At 71.0% G+C, this 14,360-nt stretch carries 14 protein-coding genes and 1 riboswitch; of the genes, 6 read left to right on the top strand and 8 right to left on the bottom strand.

What is annotated here, in order from left to right; all coding sequences use genetic code 11:
- Positions 1–6: 6 nt before the first annotated feature.
- Positions 7–1,272 carry a threonine synthase gene (gene thrC / locus ACZ4TR_RS17230; RefSeq protein ID WP_465287927.1) on the bottom strand — a complete coding sequence of 422 codons (1,266 nt, stop codon included), beginning with the start codon at positions 1,270–1,272 and terminating at the stop codon, positions 7–9.
- A 13-nt stretch (positions 1,273–1,285) separates the two neighbouring features.
- Positions 1,286–1,419: riboswitch (SAM riboswitch) on the bottom strand.
- A 136-nt stretch (positions 1,420–1,555) separates the two neighbouring features.
- Here thrC and holA point away from each other — a divergent pair.
- Positions 1,556–2,536: a DNA polymerase III subunit delta gene (gene holA / locus ACZ4TR_RS17225; RefSeq protein ID WP_465287926.1), complete on the top strand. Its 981-nt coding sequence runs from the start codon at positions 1,556–1,558 to the stop codon at positions 2,534–2,536.
- Positions 2,537–2,592: 56 nt separating this feature from the next.
- Here holA and rpsT read toward each other — a convergent pair whose 3' ends face one another.
- Complete coding sequence (gene rpsT, locus ACZ4TR_RS17220; protein ID WP_091316168.1) at positions 2,593–2,853, bottom strand: 30S ribosomal protein S20; 261 nt, start codon at positions 2,851–2,853, stop codon at positions 2,593–2,595.
- A 356-nt stretch (positions 2,854–3,209) separates the two neighbouring features.
- Between rpsT and ACZ4TR_RS17215 the strand changes: the two genes are divergently transcribed.
- Both ACZ4TR_RS17215 and ACZ4TR_RS17210 read left to right on the top strand, forming a co-directional pair.
- Positions 3,210–4,088 (top strand): DMT family transporter, encoded by an 879-nt coding sequence (locus tag ACZ4TR_RS17215; RefSeq protein WP_465287925.1) that lies wholly within the window; start codon positions 3,210–3,212, stop codon positions 4,086–4,088.
- 23 nt (positions 4,089–4,111) lie between these two features.
- Positions 4,112–4,486 carry a VOC family protein gene (locus ACZ4TR_RS17210; RefSeq protein ID WP_465287924.1) on the top strand — a complete coding sequence of 125 codons (375 nt, stop codon included), beginning with the start codon at positions 4,112–4,114 and terminating at the stop codon, positions 4,484–4,486.
- Here ACZ4TR_RS17210 and ACZ4TR_RS17205 read toward each other — a convergent pair.
- Positions 4,483–5,103 (bottom strand): class I SAM-dependent methyltransferase, encoded by a 621-nt coding sequence (locus tag ACZ4TR_RS17205; RefSeq protein ID WP_465287923.1) that lies wholly within the window; start codon positions 5,101–5,103, stop codon positions 4,483–4,485. The genes ACZ4TR_RS17210 and ACZ4TR_RS17205 overlap by 4 nt on opposite strands.
- A 115-nt stretch (positions 5,104–5,218) precedes the next feature.
- Here ACZ4TR_RS17205 and lepA point away from each other — a divergent pair, with 115 nt between their 5' ends.
- Positions 5,219–7,069 (top strand): translation elongation factor 4, encoded by a 1,851-nt coding sequence (gene lepA, locus ACZ4TR_RS17200; protein WP_465287922.1) that lies wholly within the window; start codon positions 5,219–5,221, stop codon positions 7,067–7,069.
- Positions 7,070–7,221: 152 nt separating this feature from the next.
- Positions 7,222–7,386, top strand: coding sequence for a hypothetical protein (locus tag ACZ4TR_RS17195; protein ID WP_465287921.1), 165 nt, complete (start codon positions 7,222–7,224; stop codon positions 7,384–7,386).
- Position 7,387: 1 nt separating this feature from the next.
- On the opposite strand, the gene ACZ4TR_RS17190 is transcribed toward ACZ4TR_RS17195, so the two are convergent.
- The 3 genes from ACZ4TR_RS17190 to ACZ4TR_RS17180 form a co-directional block, all read right to left on the bottom strand.
- Positions 7,388–7,963: a PH domain-containing protein gene (locus tag ACZ4TR_RS17190; protein WP_465287920.1), complete on the bottom strand. Its 576-nt coding sequence runs from the start codon at positions 7,961–7,963 to the stop codon at positions 7,388–7,390.
- A 26-nt stretch (positions 7,964–7,989) separates the two neighbouring features.
- Positions 7,990–8,436, bottom strand: a complete 447-nt coding sequence (locus tag ACZ4TR_RS17185; protein ID WP_465287919.1) for a pyridoxamine 5'-phosphate oxidase family protein — start codon at positions 8,434–8,436, stop codon at positions 7,990–7,992.
- Positions 8,437–8,738: 302 nt separating this feature from the next.
- Complete coding sequence (locus ACZ4TR_RS17180) at positions 8,739–10,511, bottom strand: family 20 glycosylhydrolase (protein ID WP_465287918.1); 1,773 nt, start codon at positions 10,509–10,511, stop codon at positions 8,739–8,741.
- A gap of 131 nt (positions 10,512–10,642) precedes the next feature.
- On the opposite strand from ACZ4TR_RS17180, the gene ACZ4TR_RS17175 reads away from it, so the two are divergent.
- A complete protein-coding gene (locus ACZ4TR_RS17175; RefSeq protein WP_465287917.1) occupies positions 10,643–11,692 on the top strand; it encodes an NAD(P)H-dependent flavin oxidoreductase in 1,050 nt (349 codons plus the stop codon).
- On the opposite strand, the gene ACZ4TR_RS17170 is transcribed toward ACZ4TR_RS17175, so the two are convergent.
- On the bottom strand, positions 11,689–13,155 hold the full coding sequence (locus ACZ4TR_RS17170; protein WP_465287916.1) for an amino acid permease: 1,467 nt from the start codon (positions 13,153–13,155) through the stop codon (positions 11,689–11,691). The two genes, ACZ4TR_RS17175 and ACZ4TR_RS17170, sit on opposite strands and share 4 nt — an antisense overlap.
- Positions 13,156–13,246: 91 nt before the next feature.
- On the bottom strand, positions 13,247–14,290 hold the full coding sequence (locus tag ACZ4TR_RS17165; protein WP_364517325.1) for an alpha/beta fold hydrolase: 1,044 nt from the start codon (positions 14,288–14,290) through the stop codon (positions 13,247–13,249).
- Between the last annotated feature and the right edge of the window lie 70 nt (positions 14,291–14,360).

Below are 14,360 nucleotides of genomic sequence, written 5' to 3'. Positions count from 1 at the left end.
CGGACGTCAGTAGCCGAGCGCCTCGTTCACGGCCTTGGCCGACGGCGGCACGGTCGCCTTGGGGCCGATGTGGTTCTCGACCGCGTCGAGGGTCTTGAGGCCGTCGCCGGTGATCAGGAGCACCGTCTCGGCGTCCGGGTCCAGCTTGCCGGTCTCGACCAGCTTCTTCGCCGTCGCGACGGTGACCCCGCCCGCGGTCTCGGTGAAGATGCCTTCGGTGCGGGCCAGCAGCCGGATGCCCTCGACGACCTCTTCGTCGGTGACGTCCTCGATCGCGCCGCCGGTGCGGTTGACGATGTCGAGCACGTAGGGGCCGTCGGCCGGGTTGCCGATCGCCAGCGATTTGGCGATCGTGTCCGGCTTCACCGGCTGGACGACGTCCAGGCCGGCGCGGAACGCGGCCGAGACCGGCGAGCAGCCGGTGGCCTGGGCGCCGAACACCTTGTACGGGCTGGCGTCCACGAGACCGAGCTGGCCCAGCTCGCGGAAACCCTTGTCCACCTTGGTCAGCTGCGAACCGGAGGCGATCGGCACGACGATCTGCGGCGGGATGCGCCAGCCCAGCTGCTCGGCGACCTCGAAGGCCAGCGTCTTCGAGCCTTCCGAGTAGTACGGCCGGACGTTCACGTTCACGAACGCCCACTTCGGGTGCTCACCGGCGAGTTCGGTGGCGAGGCGGTTGACGTCGTCGTAGTTGCCGTCGACGGCGATGAGGTCGCCGTCGTAGACCGCGGTGGTGAGGATCTTGGCGCGCTCGAGGGTCTTCGGGATCAGCACGACCGACCGCCAGCCCGCGCGGGCCGCGGCGGCGGCCGTCGCGTTGGCCAGGTTGCCGGTCGACGGACAGGCGAGCACCTCGAACCCGAACTCGCGGGCCGCGGCCAGCGCGACGGCGACGACGCGGTCCTTGAACGAGTGCGTCGGGTTGCCGGTGTCGTCCTTGACCCACACCCGCTTGAGGCCGAGCTCCTTGGCGAGGCGGTCGGCGCGGATGAGCCGGGTCGCGCCGGGCTCGGTGTTCGGGATCTCTTCGACGTTGGACGGAACCGGGAGGAGCTTCTTGTAGCGCCAGATGTTCTTGGGGCCGGCCTCGATGTCTTCACGGCGGACGCGGCCGAAGTCGTAGGCGACCTCGAGCGGCGAGAAATCCTCGGCGGAGACGAACTCCGGGGCGAGCGGCTGCCGGTGGCCCTCTTCCTTCGACACCAGTTCGACGGCGGGACCGAGATCCGGGGTCTTCGTGGTGGAGGTCGTTCCGAGGGTGGCGGTCATCGCGAGGTTCCTTTCCTCATCTGCCCCGCCGAAGCGGGCCGGAATTGGCACCGTGGTCGTCAGCTACCCCGCGATCGCGGGATGACAGGCTGTACGCCGGTTGCCGGGGCTTCGTCGGGCCGTTCCCTCTGCCCCTCTGGATGAGCGGTATTCAGTTGTCGGCGCGCGCCGTTCAGCGCGCCGCCTCGCTGACACCGTACGACATGGCGCTCGCGCCGTGCCATGCCGGCCGCTCGACATCACCGGAGCGGGCGCACGGCACCGCGAGTGAGAGGATTCCCCCGTGACCGCCCAAGCCACCGCCCCGGCCCCGCTCCACTTGGTCCTGGGTGAGGAAGAACTGCTGATCGAGCGCGCCGTGCGCGAGGCGCTCACCGCGTCCCGCGCGATCGACGCCACGGCCGAGCTGACCCGGGTCCGGGTGTCGGATCTCACAGCCCCCGAGCTGGCCGAACTCGTCAGCCCGTCGCTGTTCAGCGAAGGCCGCGTGATCGTCCTGGAGTCGGCACAGGACATCTCGCAGGAGCTGGCCGACGCCGTGACGTCCTACCTGAAGGACCCGGCGGACGGGATCGTCCTGGTCGTCGTGCACACCGGCGGTGGCCGCAGCAAGGCGGGCAAGACGCTGCCGGCGGTGCTGAAGAAGGCCGGCGCCGAAATCACCGAGTGCCCGAAGCTGACCAAGCCGGCCGAGCGCGAGCAGTTCGTGCGGCACGAGGTGCGCCGGGTGGGCGGCAAGATCGATGCGGCCGGGGTCGCCGCGCTTCTCGAGGCCGTGGGCTCCGACCTGCGGGAACTCTCCTCGGCGGCGACGCAGCTGGTGGCGGACGCCGGCGGGACCGTCGACGCGGACGCGGTCCACCGCTACCACCGCGGCCGGGCCGACGTCACCGGGTTCGCGGTGGCGGAGAAGGCGGTCAGCGGCGACCGCTCGGCGGCGCTGGAGTCGCTGCGCTGGGCGATGCAGCTGGGCGTCCCGCACGTGTTGGTCGCGGACGCACTGGCCGACGCGGTCCGCACGATCGCCCGGGTCTCGGGCGCGGGCCGGGGCAACCCGAACCAGCTGGCGGGCGAGCTGGGCATGCCGCCGTGGAAGATCCGCAAGGCGCAGGGCCAGGTCCGGGGCTGGAACCAGGACGGCCTGGCGACGGCGATGCGCGTGGTGGCGAGGCTGAACGCCGAGGTCAAGGGCGTGGCGGCAGACCCGGGTTACGCGCTGGAGCGCGCGGTCCTGCAGGTGGCGGCCGCCAAGGGCGACCGCTGACCCGGACATGAAGAAAGCCCCGGCCGAAGCCGGGGCTTTCCCAGAAATCAACCAGCTCAGAGCGCGTTGACGCGCTTCGCCAGCGCCGACTTCTTGTTGGCGGCCTGGTTGGCGTGGATGACGCCCTTCGAGACGGCCTTGTCCAGCTTCTGGGCGGCGTCGCGCTGCAGCTCGGCGGCCTTGGCCTTGTCGCCGGCCTCGGCGGCCTCGCGGACCTTGCGGATCGCGGTCTTCACCGAGGACCGGATCGCCTGGTTGCGCTGACGCGCCTTCTCGTTCGTCGTGATGCGCTTGATCTGCGACTTGATGTTGGCCATAGGGCAACTCCTGTTTCACTCGGTGAGATTCGCCGCCGCGCTGAATTGGCCCCACTCGCGAAGAGCGGGCTTCCTCCATGACGGAATGCCGCACGGGCAGCGAGCGACAACTCTAACAGCCCAGCTCGGACGGCCCGCGACCGCGTCCGGCGAACACCGATCACCCGGAGTACGGTCGAAGACGGTAGTGCCTAGGGTTCCGTCGCCGGTCCGCGCACCTCGCTCCCCACAACCAGGACCGGCGGGTCTGGTCCGAGCGGCACCATCGGCGGGTCCGGGTGGCCTGCCGTTCATCTGACGGGACAAAAGCCTGGAGGACCCGGTTTTCGTGCGTGCGAAAACCCGTAAGGGGTCCCATGAACACCACCGCGCTGTCCTTCGTCCTCGTCGCCGCCGTCGTGCACGCCGCGTGGAACCTCGCCGCGAAGCGCATCTCCTCCGGGGGCACGCAGTTCGTCTGGCTCTACTACACGGTTTCCGCCGTCGTCCTGTTGCCCGTCACGGTCGTGCTGCTGGTCGTCGAGCCGGAGCGTCCACAGTGGAGCTGGCTGCTGGCCGCCGCGGGCACGTCGGTGCTGCACGTCGCCTACGGCGTCGTCCTGCAGCGCGGGTACCGCGTCGGCGACCTCTCCGTCGTCTACCCCGTCGCGCGGGGCACCGGGCCGCTGCTGTCGGTGCTGGCGGCCGTCCTGGTGCTCGGCGAACGGCCCGGTTGGCTGGGCCTGCTCGGCGCGTTCCTGGTGATCACCGGAGTGCTGGTGATCAGCACCGGCCGCACCGGCGGCGCGCACGACCCGGCCGCCGCGAAGGCGCGGCGCGCGGGCATCTTCTACGGCCTCCTGACCGGCGCCACGATCGCCGGCTACACGCTTTGGGACGCGCACTCGGTGACCGGCATCGGCATGCCGCCGGTCGTCTACTTCGGCCTCGGGTCGGTGCTCCAGAGCGTCCTGCTCGTGCCCGGCGCGCTGGCCGGCCGCGACGAGGTGGCCCGGATCTGGCGCGAACAGCGTCGTGAGGTGCTGATCGTCGCGCTGCTGTCGCCGCTGGCCTACATCCTCGTGCTGTTCGCCCTCACGATGGCGCCGGTCAGCCTGGTCGCGCCCGCCCGGGAGCTGAGCATCGTGCTCGGCGGCCTGGCCGCCTGGCTGGTGCTGGGCGAACGCGATGCCGCCCGGCGGCTGGCCGGCTCGGTGATCGTGCTGTCCGGAATCGCCGCGATTGCGGCCGCCTGAGCGCGTCCGGTAGGGATGGTCGGATGGAAGTCCTGAAGAGCCGGCTGCTCATCCGCCCGCGCGACGTCGACGCCGCCACGGCGTTCTACCGCGACACCCTCGGCCTGGCCGTGGAGCGTGAGTTCCCCGGCGGCACCGTGTTCTTCCTCGGGCACGGCTCCCTGGAGGTTTCCGGCGCGGGGGAGACGGGTTCGTCGCCCGACCTGGTGCTCTGGCTGCAGGTCCGGGACCTGGCCGGCGTCATGGCCGAGCTGAAGGCGAAGGGCCTGGAGCCGGTGCGGGACGCCCAGCGCGAGCCCTGGGGCCTCGACGAGGCCTGGATCGCCGACCCGGACGGCACGCGCATCGTGCTGGTCGAGGTGCCCGAGGGCCACCCGATCCGCACGGACACCCGCTAGGCGGGCTTGACGGCGCGCAGCTGCGCGGCCAGCGCGGCGAAGCCGGGCGGGTCCCAGGTCCAGGTCTGCAGGTCGGCGAAGCCCGCCTCGGCGGCTTCGTCGGCCAGGACGTGCCTGCTCACGGGCAGCCACTTCTCGTGCGCGGACAGCAGCAGCCGCCCGCCGGGGCGCAGCACCCGGACCAGCTCGGCGAACCCGGCCGCGCGGTCGTCCCAGAGCATGACGTTGTTCACGGTCAGGACCACGTCGACGGACCCGTCGGGCTCGCCGGTGTGCGCCGCCGACCCCTCGCGCAGCTCGACGCGGTCGCCGCAGCGCTCCTGGCAGAGCCCGAGCATCTCCGGGGAGGGGTCGACGCCGATGGTGCGCCCGGCCAGCCGCGCGGCGGCGTCCAGGCCGACGCCGGGGCCGGGCCCGACGACCAGGACGGTCTCGTCCGGCTCGATCTTCGCCAGGTCGACGACGCGGTGTTCGGTGGCGGCGTTGCCGCGCGCCATCACCCAGCCGCCGAGGCGGCCGAGGGGTCCGGAGGGGTGACCGAAGGCACGGTCGAGGACGCGGCCGAAGCCGCCTGGATCCGGCTGGGGAGGGGGTGCCGGCTGGTGCGAAGTGCTCATACTTCGAGGGCACCACGGATCAGATCGGCTCGCATCGGGGATGACCCCCACCCGCACCCGGAGCGCCATGGGAGCATAGAGGTGGCCATCCCCGACTTTCCGAGGACTCATTCGAGTGACAGCGCTCAACAAGTTCGCCGACACGACCTTCACGCCTCCGGAGCTCATCCGGAACTTCTGCATCATCGCGCACATCGACCACGGCAAGTCCACCCTGGCCGATCGCATGCTGCAGCTCACCGGCGTCGTGGAAGAGCGGGCCATGCGCGCTCAGTACCTCGACCGGATGGACATCGAACGCGAGCGCGGGATCACGATCAAGGCGCAGAACGTCCGCCTGCCCTGGCAGGTCGAAGGCAAGGACCACGTCCTGCACATGATCGACACCCCGGGCCACGTGGACTTCACCTACGAGGTCTCCCGGGCGCTGGAGGCGTGTGAAGGCGCGATCCTGCTGGTCGACGCGGCGCAGGGGATCGAGGCCCAGACGCTGGCCAACCTGTACCTCGCCCTCGAGAACAACCTCCAGATCATCCCGGTGCTCAACAAGATCGACCTGCCCTCGGCCGACCCCGACAAGTACGCGGGTGAGCTGGCCCACATCATCGGCTGCGAGCCGGACGACGTGCTGCGGGTCTCGGCCAAGACCGGCATCGGCGTCGGCGCGCTGCTCGACGAGGTCGTGAAGTCGGTCCCGGCGCCGGAGGGCGACGCCGACGCGCCGGCCCGCGCGATGATCTTCGACTCGGTGTACGACACCTACCGCGGCGTCGTCACCTACATCCGGGTCGTCGACGGCAAGATCACGCCGCGCGAGCGCATCAAGATGATGTCCACCGGCGCCACGCACGAGCTCCTCGAGGTCGGGATCATCTCTCCGGAGCCCAAGCCCAGCAAGGGGCTCGGCGTCGGCGAGGTGGGCTACCTGATCACCGGCGTGAAGGACGTCCGGCAGTCGAAGGTCGGCGACACCGTGACGTCGGAGCGCAACGGCGCCACGGAAGCGCTGGCCGGCTACCGCGAACCGAAGCCGATGGTCTACTCCGGACTGTATCCGGTGGACGGATCCGACTACCCGGAGCTGCGCGAGGCGCTGGACAAGCTGCAGCTCAACGACGCCGCGCTCGACTACGAGCCGGAGACGTCGGTGGCGCTGGGCTTCGGCTTCCGCTGCGGCTTCCTCGGCCTGCTGCACCTGGAGATCACGCGCGACCGGCTCGAGCGCGAGTTCGGCCTCGACCTGATCTCCACCGCGCCCAACGTGGTCTACGACGTCGTCCTGGACGACGGCAAGGAAATCCACGTCACCAACCCGTCGGACTGGCCGACCGGCAGCAAGATCGACAAGGTGCTGGAGCCGCTCAGCAAGGTCAGCGTCCTGGCGCCGTCGGAGTTCATCGGCACGATCATGGAGCTGTGCCAGAACAAGCGCGGCCAGCTGCTCGGCATGGACTACCTGTCCGAGGACCGGGTCGAGCTGCGCTACAACATGCCGCTGGGCGAGATCATCTTCGACTTCTTCGACACGCTGAAGTCGCGTACGCGCGGCTATGCGTCGCTGGACTACGAAGAGGCCGGCACGCAGGCGGCGGACCTGGTCAAGGTGGACATCCTGCTGCAGGGCGAGGGCGTGGACGCGTTCTCCGCGATCGTGCACAAGGACGACGCTTACAACTACGGCAACCGCATGGTGAACCGGCTCCGCGAACTGATCCCGCGGCAGAACTTCGAGGTGCCCATCCAGGCGGCCATCGGCGCCCGGATCATCGCCCGCGAAACGATCCGCGCGATCCGCAAGGACGTGCTGGCGAAGTGTTACGGCGGTGACATTTCGCGGAAGCGCAAGCTGCTGGAGAAGCAGAAGGAAGGCAAGAAGCGGATGAAGACCGTCGGCCGGGTCGAGGTCCCGCAGGAGGCCTTCGTCGCCGCACTGTCCACTGAGGACTCGGGCAAGAACAAGAAGTAACGCTTTCGAGTGAAGGGCGGCCGCGGGACTCCCCGCGGCCGCCATTTTGTCGGTGCCTTCTGGTGTGCTCTGGTCAGGGCAACGAAAGGAGAGCACGAGGAACTCAACACCAAGAAGGCGGTTACGAACGGCTCGGCACAGCCGGCTACTGGGTGATCGATCCGGAGGAGCCCGCGCTGACGGTGTTCGAGCTGGACGAGGACGGTCACTGTCAGCAGGGGGCCAAGGCCGCGGGTGACGAGGTCCTCGAGGTCGAGCGGCCGTTCCCGGTGCGGATCGGGCCGCGGGAGCTGCTGGGCCGGCTCCGCAGACCGTAGGTCACCGGATGCGGGGCGTGCCGCGGAGCTGGGCGTGCAGCTGCCGGTGGCGGAGTTCCTTCCGCACCCGGTCGACCACCGCGTCGAACAGGGCCGGGTCGAGGATCGCCGTCTGGTCGAACTGCCGTCGCTGCGGCGGTGCGGGCGTGAGCCGGCCGCGGGGTGCGTACCGCTGCACCGAACTCTCGACGCCTTCGCCGGTGACCAGGTCGACCCAGAGCGCGTCGCGCAGGTAGCCGTCGCCGAACCGGGCCGAACGGCGGGTCGAGACGTCGGCGATCTGCGACCACGGGATCAGCCGCGTGCTGAGCGTGCCCGCGGGCACGCGGAGGCCTTCTTCGCCGACCGTGAGGTCGCGGAGACCCGCGAAGCCGCGCTTGAGCGCGCGGGCTCGCGAGAGGCGGAAGGCCACGACGGCGAGGAGCACGGTCGCCGCGTAGGCACCGCCGATCAGCCACGGCGAGAGGCCGCGCACCAGACCGGCGGCGAGTGCCGCGCCGAAGCCGGCGTCGGCGACGACGAGCACGCCGATCAGCACCTTGACCGGCGTGGTGACGCGGGCGGGGGACTCGGACAACGGGTCGACTCCTGGGGCCGGGCTGGTCAGGGGTTGCCGATGATCCGGTCGGCCGTCACGAACACCGCGACCCGCCGCTCTTCGGCCATCACGCGGTCGTACTCGGCCCAGTCGTCATGGGTGCCGGTGGCGGCGACGAAGACGTCACGCAGGAGCTTCGGCAGGCCCGCGGGGTCGAAGGCGGGGTCGGGGTCGTCCGGCCCGATGAGGTGGGTAGCGCCGGTGACGGAGACCCAGTTCCAGCCGCGCCGGAAGGTCACGGTGGCGTGCCCGGCCCGCCGCAGCAGCGCGAGCTTGTGCGCCCGCCCGACGGCGACGTACGCGACGCCGGGCGCACCGGTCACCGGGTCGTCGAAGACCCCGGCGTTCACGACGGAGGAGTGCACGGTGCCGTCACCCCGCGTGGTGGCGACGGTGGCCAGGCCGTTCTCCTGCAGCGACAGCGCGCGAACCTGCTCGAGATCAACGGTCATGACCCCAACCTAACCCGCCGGACGAACCGCGTGGTCCGGTTTCACCGGGTGAAGTGCGGTGCTGACCGTCCGCACAGCCCGGCCGGACCCACGCGAAGACAGACCCGGGGAAAGGGAAGCGCCTGCCGGAGCCGGGGGCAGCGCGGCTGAGGCGCCGTGGTCCCGGTAGGCCGGACGTCTTGAATGACTCATTCCTGTCGTTGGCCGAGGTGAATGGGTCATTCACGGCACCGCAGCCGCGTGACCACGGCGGACGGCGCGCTGGAGCCGGGCCCACGCAAAGGCAGACCCGGCCGGCGACGTCAGCAGGCGCCGTTGTCGGTCCACACTCCCCACTGGCCCGTCGTTCCCGGCTCCTCGCCCTGCGTCCACCAGCCCGCCGTCCACTTGTGGCCGTTGTGCGACACCACGTTCCCGCCCGTGTACACCTGCGACGCGGTCCAGGCCGGGGCCGTGCACGTGCCCGGGTTGGTCGTCCCGCCCGTGTCCCACGCGACCTGCGAAGACCGGTAGAAGCCGATCGACTGCGCCACCCAGCGCGGGGCCTGGGCGCCCAACCGGGTGCGGAACGTCGTCCAGTCGTGCGTCGACCAGGGCGACCAGCCCAGCTCGGCGTGCGCCGCCAGGCGCGGGAACGCCAGGTAGTCGATGTCCGAGGGCGTCACCACCGTTTCCGACCACAGCGGCGACTCCACCCCGCGGACCGCGGACTCGCCCACTCCCGACAGGTACGCACCGGGGTTCCAGCCGTACGCGTCCTGGACCTCGATGTACCCCGCCCACGACAGGCCGATCGGGCTGGAGCTGTTGTACTTCATGTCCAGGTACGCCTTGTTCGCCGGCGACAGGATCACCTTGCTGCCGCGGGAAACCGCCGCCGACACGCCCGCGTCCGATGTGGACGTTCCCCAGAACTGCGGCGACGCCGAGGCCGGCAGCGTGGCCTTCGCGATGTCGTGCCAGCCCACCACGGACTTGCCCGTCGCCGCCACCAGGGGGAGCACCTTGTTCACGAACGTCACGTAGTCCGCCGCCGACGTCGAGGAGGCTTCGTCGCCGCCGATGTGGAGGTACGGGCCCGGGGTCAAGGCCGCCAGCTCGCGCAGGACGTCGGCGATGAACGTGTACGTGATGTCCTTCGAGATGCACAGCGAGCTGTAGCCGACCGCGGTGTCGGTGCGCAGTGCCGGCGCCACCCCGTTGCAGTTCAGCTCCGCGTACGACGCCAGCGCCGCGTTCACGTGCCCCGGCATGTCGATCTCCGGGATGACCGTGATGTGCCGTGAAGCCGCGTAGTTCACGATGTCCGCGTACTGCGCCTTCGTGTAGTAGCCACCCGCGCCGCCGCCGACCTGCGTGCTGCCGCCGTAGGTCGTCAGGCGGGGCCAGCTGTCGATCTGGATGCGCCAGCCCTGGTCGTCGGCCAGGTGCAGGTGCAGTGCGTTGATCTTGTACTGGGCGAGCTGGTCGAGGTACCGCTTGACCGTCGAGACCGGGTGGAAGTGCCGGGCGACGTCGAGCATCGCGCCGCGGTAGCCGAACCGCGGGTAGTCCACGATCGTCGCGCCCGGGACGGTCCACGGGCCCGTTTGGAGAGCCGGGCTTTCGACCCGGCCCGGCAGCATCTGCCGCAGCGTCTGGACGCCGGCGAAGAGCCCGTCGGCCGTCTGGGCGCGCACGGTGACCGAGGACGCCGTCGAGACCAGCTGGTAGCCCTGCGCCCCGACGGAAGCGGGCGCGCCGGTCAGCAGCAGCGCGATGCTGTCGGCCGGCACGGAGGCCGGCGCGTCCGAGACCGGCAGCGCGAAGCCGGTCGACGGCCGCAGCACGCCGGCCAGGTAGTCGCCGACCTGCTTGGCCGGCGCCGAACCGGCTTCGGTGACGATCTTCGTCGTCGAGACCAGCGGGAAGGTGACTCCGGCCGCCGGGGTCACCGAGGCCGGCACCGGCACGATCGACTGCAGGGCCGGGGTGGCCGCCGCGGCCGGCGCCAGCTGGGCGGCGGTCGTACTGGCGCCGATCAGCGCCAGCACGGCGAGTGCGCGGCCGAGACGCCGCGCGAGGGGAGTCTTCACCGGGGACCTCCTGGCGGGATGGGCGCGACATCGCCGTCGCACCTGCCCGGATCGTCGCATTTTCCCCGGCTGTGGTCTAGACCAAGTCGGGTGGTCCGCGCGAACGGCGCGCCCGGTCTACGCTCGGTGGCATGTTCGACGAGCTGACGTTCCCGGTCATCGCCGCCCCGATGGCGGGCGGGCCGACCACCCCCGAACTGGTCGCCGCGGTCACCGAGGCCGGCGGCTTCGGCTTCCTCTCCGCGGGCATGCTCACGCCCGCGGCGCTCGCCGCGCAGATCGAGCGCACGCGGGAGCTGACCGGCCGCGAGTTCGGCGTCAACCTCTTCGTCCCGCAGCCCGACACCGGGGCCGACATCAGAGCGCACCGCGAGCGGCTCGAGGTGTTCGCCCGCGAATACGACGTCGAGCTCGGCGAGCCGAAGTGGGACGACGACGCGTACCCCGCGAAGCTGGACGTCGTGCTCGAGAAGCGGGTTCCCGTGGTGTCGTTCACCTTCGGGCCGCCGTCGCCGTCGGACGTGCTGCGCCTCAAGGAGGCCGGCAGCGCGGTCGTCGTCACCGTGACCACCCCGGAAGCCGCGCAGCGGGCCGCGGACCTCGGCGCCGACGCGCTCGTCCTGCAGGGCTTCGAAGCGGGCGGGCACCGATCCCTGTTCACCGACGACGCGGACCGGCCCGGCGGTGGCGCCGAATACGGCGTCCTCGCGCTGCTGCGGCTCGTCGCCGCTCGCGTCGACCTGCCGCTGATCGCGGCCGGCGGCCTGGTGCACGGCGCGGACGTCGCCGCCGTGCTCGCCGCGGGAGCCGTCGCCGCCCAGTTGGGCACGGTCTTCCTCCGCGCCGACGAAGCCGGGACGTCCGAAGCCCACCGCAAGGCCCTCGCGGTCGCCGAGCGCGAGACGGCGTTCACGCGCGCCTTCAGCGGCCGCCCGGCGCGCGGGCTGGTCAACAAGTTCATGGACGCGCTGTCCGAAGGCGCGCCGGCGGCCTACCCGCAGCTGAACAGCCTCGCCGGGCCGGTGCGCAAAGCGGCGGCGAAGGCCGGCGACCCGGAAGCGATCTCGCTCTGGGCGGGCCAGACCTACCCGCTCGCCTACGACGCGTCGGCCGCCGTCATCCTCGAGCGGCTGAAGGTCGAGGCGCGCGACGCGGCCGCACGCCTCGACCGCATCCGCTAGTCCGTCTTGTCGGCCTCGACGCCGGTGCCGGGCGTGCGGTTCAGCAGCGAGTGCCGCCGGCTGTAGAGGAAGTAGATGACCAGGCCGATGACGAACCAGACGGCGAACCGGAGCCACGTCGCCGGCTGCAGGAACGTGATCAGCCAGATCGAGAACACGATGCCGATCGCGGGCACCACCGGCATGCCGGGCGTCTTGAACGTCCGGGGCAGGTCCGGCTGCTTGTAGCGCAGCACGATCACTGCGACGCAGACGACGACGAACGCGAGCAGGATGCCGATGTTCGTCAGCTCCGCGGCCTCGCCGATCGGCAGCACGCCGGCGATGATCGCCGACGCGGCCCCGAGGATCCACGTCATCCGGCTCGGCACCTGGCGCTTCGGGTTCGTCTGGCCGAACCACGCCGGGAGCAGGCCGTCGCGGCTCATCGAGTAGCCGACACGGGTGGCGCCCATCAGGAACGTGAACAGCACGGTGAGGATGCCGACGATGGCGCCGATCGCGATCACCGTGGCCAGCCCGTCGAGGCCGACCGACTTGAACGCCGTCGAGAAGCCGCTCTTCGGGTCGATCTCGGTGTACTTCTGCATGCCGGTCAGCACCAGGCAGGCCAGTACGTACAGCACCATCGAGATGGCCAGCGAGTAGAGGATCGCCTTCGGCATGTGCCGCTGGGCGTCCTTCGACTCCTCCGCGGCGGTGCTCATGGCGTCGTAGCCGAAGACGGCGAAGAAGACCGTCGCCGCGCCGGTCACCGCGCCGCCGAAGCCGGCCGGGGCGAACGGCGTGTAGTTGCCCGTCTTGACGTAGAAGAAGCCGACCAGGATGACCACCAGCACGATCAGGACCTTGATCCCGACCATCGCCGTCTCGAACCGGGCGGCGCTGCGGATGCCGCGGTTGAGCAGGTACGCGATCAGCAGGCACAGCAGCATGGCGAACAGGTCGACCTTGTGGCCCGGGCCGGTGCCGGGCGCGCCGAGCATCCAGGCGGGGAGGTCGAGGCCGAGCTGGCCGAGCAGGAAGCTGAAGTAGCCGGAGATGCCGATCGCCACGACCGACACGATCGCCGTGTACTCCAGCAGCAGGTCCCAGCCGATGAACCAGCCGACGACCTCGCCGAGCACCGCGTACCCGTACGTGTAGGCCGAACCGGCCTTCGGGATCAGGCCGGCGAACTCGGCGTAGGAGAACGCGGCCGCGGCGCTCGCGACGCCGGCGATGAGGAACGAGATCAGCACGGCCGGGCCGACGCCCGGGATGCCGGCCGCGTCGTCGCCGTGCGCGACACTCCCGGCGAGGGCGAAGATCCCGGCGCCGATGATGCCGCCGACACCGATGGCGGTCAGCTGCCACAGGCCGAGTGTGCGGTTGAGGCCGCCTTCGCCCTTGTCCTGGATCTGGTCGATCGGCTTGCGCCGGAAGATGCCGGAGCTGCTGCCCAGGCCTCCTGGAGCGGACATCATCGTCTCCCGAACGGTCGGTGGAGGGTCCGGGTCACGGACCCAACGCCGGAACCTACCGCCAACTCCGCGTGAAGACAGTGTGAGCCGCTCAGCCTGCCGCGGTGTCTTCGCTCACGGCCTCCGACGCCGTCGCCACGGCGCGCTTGGCCTGGGTGGTCCGGACCGCGCTCGCCGCGAAGTACGAGAGCAGCTCCGCGATCTCCACCGGGTCGTCCAGCTGCGGGCAGTGCCCCCAGTCCTCGCGGACGAGCAGGCGGCTGTGCGGCACGAGCGTGTGCAGCTGCCGCCCGGACGCCGCCGTGACGAGCTTGTCCTTGCCGCACGCGACGACCAGCAGCGGCACCTTCACCGAGTCGAGGCGGTAGGCGTCGGCGAGCTCGGCGACGAGCTGCCGCGCCTGCTCGAGCCGGCTCTTGGTCGCGCGGTAGTCCGGGAACAGCGCGGTGAAGCGCTGCACCTGGGTCGCGTCCGCCGCGCCCGAGTTCGCGTAGAGGAGCCGGGGGACGAGCTGCTCGGCGACCTTGCGCACGAGGAAGCCCGGTACCGGGACCGGCAGGGACGAGTACAGCCGCAGTGGCAGCGGGTAGCGCGCCACGGTCCGGATCAGCCACGAGTCGACGAACCCGGGCGCGGCGATCGACACGACGCCGGAGATCGGCGACCTGCTGTTCTGGGCTGCCCGCAGGCTCATGGTGCCGCCGAGGGAGTTGCCGGCCAGCACGACCGAGCCGAGCACGGCCTGCTCGCGGACGACGGCGGCGGTGAACGCATCGAGCTGCGGCAGCATCGGGCCGGGCCGCAGCGGCTGCGCGTCCCCGAACCCGGGCAGATCCACCGCGACGGCCGGGATCCCGGCGGCCGCGAGCTGCTCCAGGGCGGGGCGCCACGTGTCGGCGCTGTCGCAGTAACCGTGCAGCAGCACCAGGCGCGGTGCGCTCGGCCGGACGTGCGGTGTGGCCGCGCGGCGGCGCAGAGAACGACGGGGGAGCTCCGGGTCCGGGAGGACGTCGCCGACCTCCAAGACCCGGGTGCGGACACCGGCGTAGCGCCGGAAGGAGACCCGGATCGGGTCCGGGTCGCTGCTGGACCGGCCGCCCGGTCCAGCCGAGTCGGGCCGCTTCGTCGCGGTCATGACTACAGATTACCTTGCGACTATTGGGTTTTGGTCGATTTCAGGTGCTAACGACCAGATCTCGAACTGA

Source organism: Amycolatopsis sp. NPDC028719 (genome assembly GCF_055565395.1).
This window is presented reverse-complemented; position numbering and strand designations above follow the sequence as displayed.